At 44.3% G+C, this 5,648-nt stretch carries 3 protein-coding genes; 1 reads left to right on the top strand and 2 read right to left on the bottom strand.

The features are described from left to right. The coding region (locus L0J61_RS08730; RefSeq protein ID WP_301466059.1) for a symmetrical bis(5'-nucleosyl)-tetraphosphatase at positions 1–831 on the top strand (831 nt) is incomplete at its 5' end. 69 nt (positions 832–900) lie between these two features. Here L0J61_RS08730 and L0J61_RS08725 read toward each other — a convergent pair. Beyond that, positions 901–3,351, bottom strand: coding sequence for a site-specific recombinase (locus L0J61_RS08725; RefSeq protein WP_301466058.1), 2,451 nt, complete (start codon positions 3,349–3,351; stop codon positions 901–903). A gap of 382 nt (positions 3,352–3,733) precedes the next feature. Beyond that, entirely contained in the window at positions 3,734–5,518 is a 1,785-nt protein-coding gene (locus tag L0J61_RS08720; RefSeq protein WP_301466057.1) for an acyl-CoA dehydrogenase family protein, read from the bottom strand. Between the last annotated feature and the right edge of the window lie 130 nt (positions 5,519–5,648).

The raw sequence follows: 5,648 nt of genomic DNA, 5'->3' as shown, positions 1-5,648 counted from the left end.
TTCCGCCATCAGTATGTCATCGGTGATTTGCAAGGTTGCTATGCTGCATATCGCCAATTACTTAACAAATTACAGTTTGATCCAGACCAAGATAAATTATGGTTTGCTGGTGATTTGGTAGCGCGCGGTGAAGACTCGCTGAGTACACTGCGTGACATAAAGTCACTGTGTGAGCGTGGTGCTGCAGCGACAGTTCTTGGCAATCATGATCTCAATTTGATTGCAGTGTGGCGTGGTGCCTCGAATATCAAGAAAAAAGACAAAACCGAGCCAATATTTGATGCTGTTGATTGTGATGAATTGTTAGAGTGGTTACGACATCAACCGATATTGGCTTATCCAGATGAGCAAACGGTGTTGGTACATGCTGGCATTCCACCGCACTGGAGCACCGAGGTCGCTGCGGGTTATGCACAGGAGTTAGAGAAGCAGCTACGAGGTGATCTAGAGGTTCTTGATCAGTTATTGCCCAATCTATACAGTAAGACTGCTGATGACTGGCATGCCAGAATTGAAGGTCATACTAAAATGCGTGCCATCGCCAATTACTTTACGCGTATGCGGCTTTGTAAGAAAGATGGCACGTTAGAGTTTGGGTTTTCGGCTGGGTTAGATGACCCTATGCCAGAAGGGTTCCTACCTTGGTTTGAGTGGCAAGCCCCGCGTTCACGCAAAATACTCTTTGGACATTGGGCTGCCATAAAAGGTGAAGTGGATTTACCACATGCCCGTGCGCTTGATGGTGGTTGTGTTTGGGGAAATCAGTTGTTGGCTTACCGATTGAGTGACGGACACGTAGTGGCATCAAGTGCGGAGTGTCCATCGCCATAACAAGGCATACAACATTTTTACTAAACTCGAGTAGTCAAGTTCACAAACCAGGCCACCACCGCTATGCCACTAATCAGGCAGTTGTGGTGGTTTTTTTGGTTTTGGCAGATTAGATTTGTTACCGTCGCTTTCGTTATCAGCAGACTCAGTTGAGTTTTGCTCAGTACCATTGTTGCTTTGCTCTTCTTTATATTGCTTATTGCGCAATCTTCTTTTGGCATTATTGTACTGAATGTCATTGTCATACGGCACACTATTTAACTCATCATCGATGAGACCGTCGTCTAGATCGATAACTTCTTTAGATGGTGCATGAGGTTGATGATGGTTACCTTCTGGCTGATTGTCATAGTATATATTGGTATTTGTTTCTCGGCCCTTTTGACTGGGCTTCTTTGATTCCGGCAGTATCCTGACATCAGACAAGCGTCGTACCACATAATTACTTTGTGGTGGTTTACCACCTCTTTGTGCGGTAGTGTCATCGAATATCATATGCCCATGGCTATCGATGCGTGCGTATTTCATCGGATTATCGCGTGGCCAGAAAAAGTCAGCAGGATGACTAATGATGTGACCAATCACCAACTTGGTCAAGCGGCCCCACTCTTGGAAACGCACCTCTTTCGAGCGTAGAGCCACAAAAAGTGCCAGTGAAAAACTGACCAATAAGTTGACAATACCGATAAGCGCTACGCCTAACGCTGATATTAAAATAATGTTCCAGCTGATATCGCCGGCTGACATATTAAACAGGCCGTGTGCTAAGTTTGCCGATGCAAAAGCAATGTGTCGAATATCGATAGGTAAGCCAAAAATATAACCAATAGTGGCAGTGCTGCCTAAGAATACGCCAAACAAGAAGTTACCCATGATGGCACCTAGGTTGGCTTCTACAAACCCACCCAGTCGATGTAGCCAAGACTGTGGCATGATATGCTTCAACAATTTGTGGCGTTGAATACGTGCCCCAACGTCATTATAAACCGCTAAATTATCGTAGTAACCAGCGATGAGTCCTGCCAGGAATAAGTATACACCTGCGATGGCCGCGTGAGGAAGGGCGAGCGATCGAAACGGATCGAGGTCGTGGAGTAGATAGTCTGCTTTATCGGTGTCTATCATCGGCGTGCCCGTATATTGCAGCCACACAAAAGAGATAATCAGAGCGACGGGTATAGCAAGCATCACGTTGCCCATAATGGCGATGAATTGCGTACGTAAAATATCGACGACCAACTCCGACAGTTTAGTCAGTTGTCGCGATTTTCTGGAAGAGCCTTCAGCTGAGATGGTGGAGGCAATAGCAGCAGCTGTCATCGCTGGCTGTTTGGTGGCAACAGTACCACGTATCACATGAATAAAAACAAAACCCAATCCGTAAATCATGCTGTTAACAAAAGCTCGGCCGATGGGTGCCAAGGCCAATTGATAGGTCATGATTTTGATGGTGGCCATAAAAGCGATGATAAAGCCGCCAATAGAGGCCTTTTTAAACATGTTCTGGTAGCCGTATTTGTCAGTACTGATGTAGTGCTCACCGACACGGCTGGCGTTTTCTGTGACTTTGCGAGAAAGTAGTTTGGTGTTATTGTCGATTAAATAGCCAATACTGTAGCGGCGATTAACCGTCGTAATCAGGATTTCTACTAGCTCGATAATCGCGTGATCACGTTTTTTGTTATCATCAGTAACCAGATCGGTCAAGATGCGCATGCGCTGCAAACTCTGATCCAAGCGCAGCATCATATTGGTCAGACGTATGGAGATGCCTGTCTTATAGATACGTTTACGAACTGTGGCGACAATATCTTCACACTGCTCGAGCATGACCAGTAGCGGCGCTGGATCGATTTCATTTTCAGGGGTAGTGTCTGTCAAAGCATCAAGCTCATGTGCTTGGCGATATTGATTGACGAACAGCACCGCTTCTTGGTTTTGAGCAACAAAAGCGGCCGAATAGTTCAGCATTTGCGGATATGAATCCATCAGATCAGGGTGCAACCCAATGCCACTGATGCGGTAAGATAAAATGATAATGGCATTTAAAATATTGTTTTTTGCTGTGGCGACTAGATTTAATTGCTCATCGGTAACTTTCAGAACTTCGACAAGCTCGTCCCACTTTTCACTTTCGATATTCGCTAACCAGCCTTCATCAGAGCGCTTATCAAACAAAAAGCTCGCCAGCTCAACAACTGAGTCCTGCTGGGGTAATAAAGGCAAAAATCGATGACCGACAAGACGACGTAAGCTGTTAAAGAAGCCTTGGTCTGACATGATGCCTGTGTCGGTGTAAAGTGCGATTTGTCGGTAGTCAATAATGAGTTTTAAGACGAAGCTTGCTAGCCCACTAGCATACTCTGGGTTGTGACGAAGGATGTCAATTAGAGCTTCAATTTTTTCGTTAGCGAGTGAAGGTTCTTTGTCACTTACTCGCAGCTCATTTATCAATCGCTTTAGTACCGCAGGGTCAGGTACATCACTTAAGGCAGTAATCTGCTGTAAAATGTGTTTCATTTCTGATACCTTAAACCCTTTGTTAGGACTGTCTTAGTCGCTTTTATTATATACAATATAGTCGTTATGGCTTGTCTGCAAACAGACATGTTCAGCATGTTAGCTGTAGCAACTATTGCCATTCTGGTACGTGCTTTGTCTTACATTACAAGCTATCATGGGTGAAGCATAACAGTTTATGGTAAGTATGATTGCTAGCCACTTGATCGTGATTCCACGTAACATGGACGAAGATTCATTGTACGGTATTTTAATCTTAACTATGTATTGATAGTCAAACATTTTTGTTAGCAGTTATGATTAAAATCGCTTTGCCAAAAAAAGGACAGCCCACGATTGGCTGTCCTTTTCATTATCTACTGGCATTATATACGAAAACCACTTAACTAGCAGGTACATCAAAATAATCAAGATCGAAGTTCATCATTGGGTCACTGCCAGCTTGTACCATCTGAGCGTGGGCGTCGATACGTGGCAAAACACGACCGATGAAATAATCCGCAAGTTTGGCTTTGTTGGTGTAGAAATCACCTTCTTGACCGTTAGCGGCTTCCACTATCAACGCAAACATATAAGAGTAAGATAAGTAGCCGAGTGCGTGCATGTAGTCGACGGCACAACCGTTGATTTCATTCTCTCGCTCGCCAATATTCTTCAGGACGGTATCGGTTAGCTTTTCGATAGTATCTGCAGCAGCCAGTGTGGCTTGCTTGATCGCATGATCCGCTTGCATGTTATTAATAAAGTCGCGAATCTCACCCAAGAAATGAGTGATGTACTTGCCATCGTTACGAGCGACTTTACGGCTCAATAAATCGAGCGCTTGTATACCGTTGGTACCCTCATAAATCTGCGCAATACGAGTATCACGAACGATTTGCTCCATACCCCATTCACGTATATAGCCGTGACCACCGAAGACTTGCTGGCAATCAACGGTGGCTTCTAGTGCTTTATCAGTCAAAAACGCTTTAGCAATAGGGGTTAATAGTGCCACACGAGCTGCTGCTGCTTTGGCAGCCTCAGGATCGGTACTGAACTTTTCTTCATCAAGGTTTTTGGCGACATACATCGCAAAGCAACGTGCAGCCTCGGTGTTGACTTTAGCATTTAGTAGCATGCGGCGCACATCCGCATGATGAATAATGGCATCGGCTGGTTTTTCTGGGCTTTGAATTTGTGTGTCGCTACGACCTTGACCACGGTCATTGGCGTATAGAGCAGCATTTTGATATGCAAGTTCAGAACCACCAAGACCTTGCAATCCCATCGTTACCCGCTCATAGTTCATCATGATGAACATGGAAGACAGACCAGTGTTTTCGGCACCAACCATCCAGCCTTTGGCACTGTCAAAGTTCATGACACAAGTCGCAGAGGCCTTGATACCCATTTTGTGTTCGATAGAGCCGACTGATAAGGTGTTGCGTTCTCCTAAACTGCCATCATCATTGACCAAGAACTTCGGTACGACAAACAGTGAAATACCTTTTGATCCTTCTGGGGCATCAGGAGTTTTTGCCAATACTAAATGAATAATATTGTCAGTGAGGTCATGCTCACCACCAGTGATAAAGATTTTAGTACCAGAGATATCATAGCTACCATCATCGTTTGGTACGGCTTTGGTTTTGATGATGCCTAGATCAGTGCCTGCATGCGGTTCAGTTAAGCACATGGTGCCTGACCATTCACCGTTGTACATTTTTTCTAAGTAGGTTTGTTTTTGCTCTTCTGAGCCTGCTGCGTTCAGGCACAGCGTCGCACCAACAGTGAGGTTTGGATAGAGGGCAAACGACTGGTTGGTGGTAAATACCATTTCTTCGGTCAGCATGGTGACCATTTTTGGGAACCCTTGTCCACCATACTCAGCATTGCCACTTAACCCAACCCAACCTGACTCTGCATATTGCTTATAAGCTTCTTTAAAGCCTGCTGGGGTAGTGACGACGCCATCGCCTTCAAAAGTAGCGCCTTCTTCGTCACCGGTACGATTAATAGGCAGCAATATGTTTTTGGTTAGTTTTGCCATTTCTTCTAAAATCATATCAACTGTTTCCATGTCAACATGCTCTAGGTTTTCGTTACTTTGCCAAAATTTTGGTGCTTGAAAAACATCCGTTAAAATAAAACGCATGTCATCGAGGGGAGCATTATAAACGGCCATAAGAACATTCCTTTGGTTCAAATTAGTAAAAGTGAAAGCGATTTAAATTGGATCGCTAAACGTAATTGATTGTTTTTTTGAATTGATATTTACAGTTGGATAGCCTGTAGAATATTCATAATATAAGTTT

This window comes from Psychrobacter sp. (genome assembly GCF_030457785.1).
GTDB lineage: Bacteria > Pseudomonadota > Gammaproteobacteria > Pseudomonadales > Moraxellaceae > Psychrobacter.
Note: the sequence above shows the minus strand (reverse complement) of the source record. Positions and strands in the feature narration are given on the sequence as shown.

Excerpts from the sequence above, each read along its gene's own strand:
- L0J61_RS08720 (WP_301466057.1), bottom strand. The coding sequence starts at position 5,518 with ATGGCCGTTTATAATGCTCCCCTCGATGACATGCGTTTTATTTTAACG.
- L0J61_RS08725 (WP_301466058.1), bottom strand. The coding sequence starts at position 3,351 with ATGAAACACATTTTACAGCAGATTACTGCCTTAAGTGATGTACCTGAC.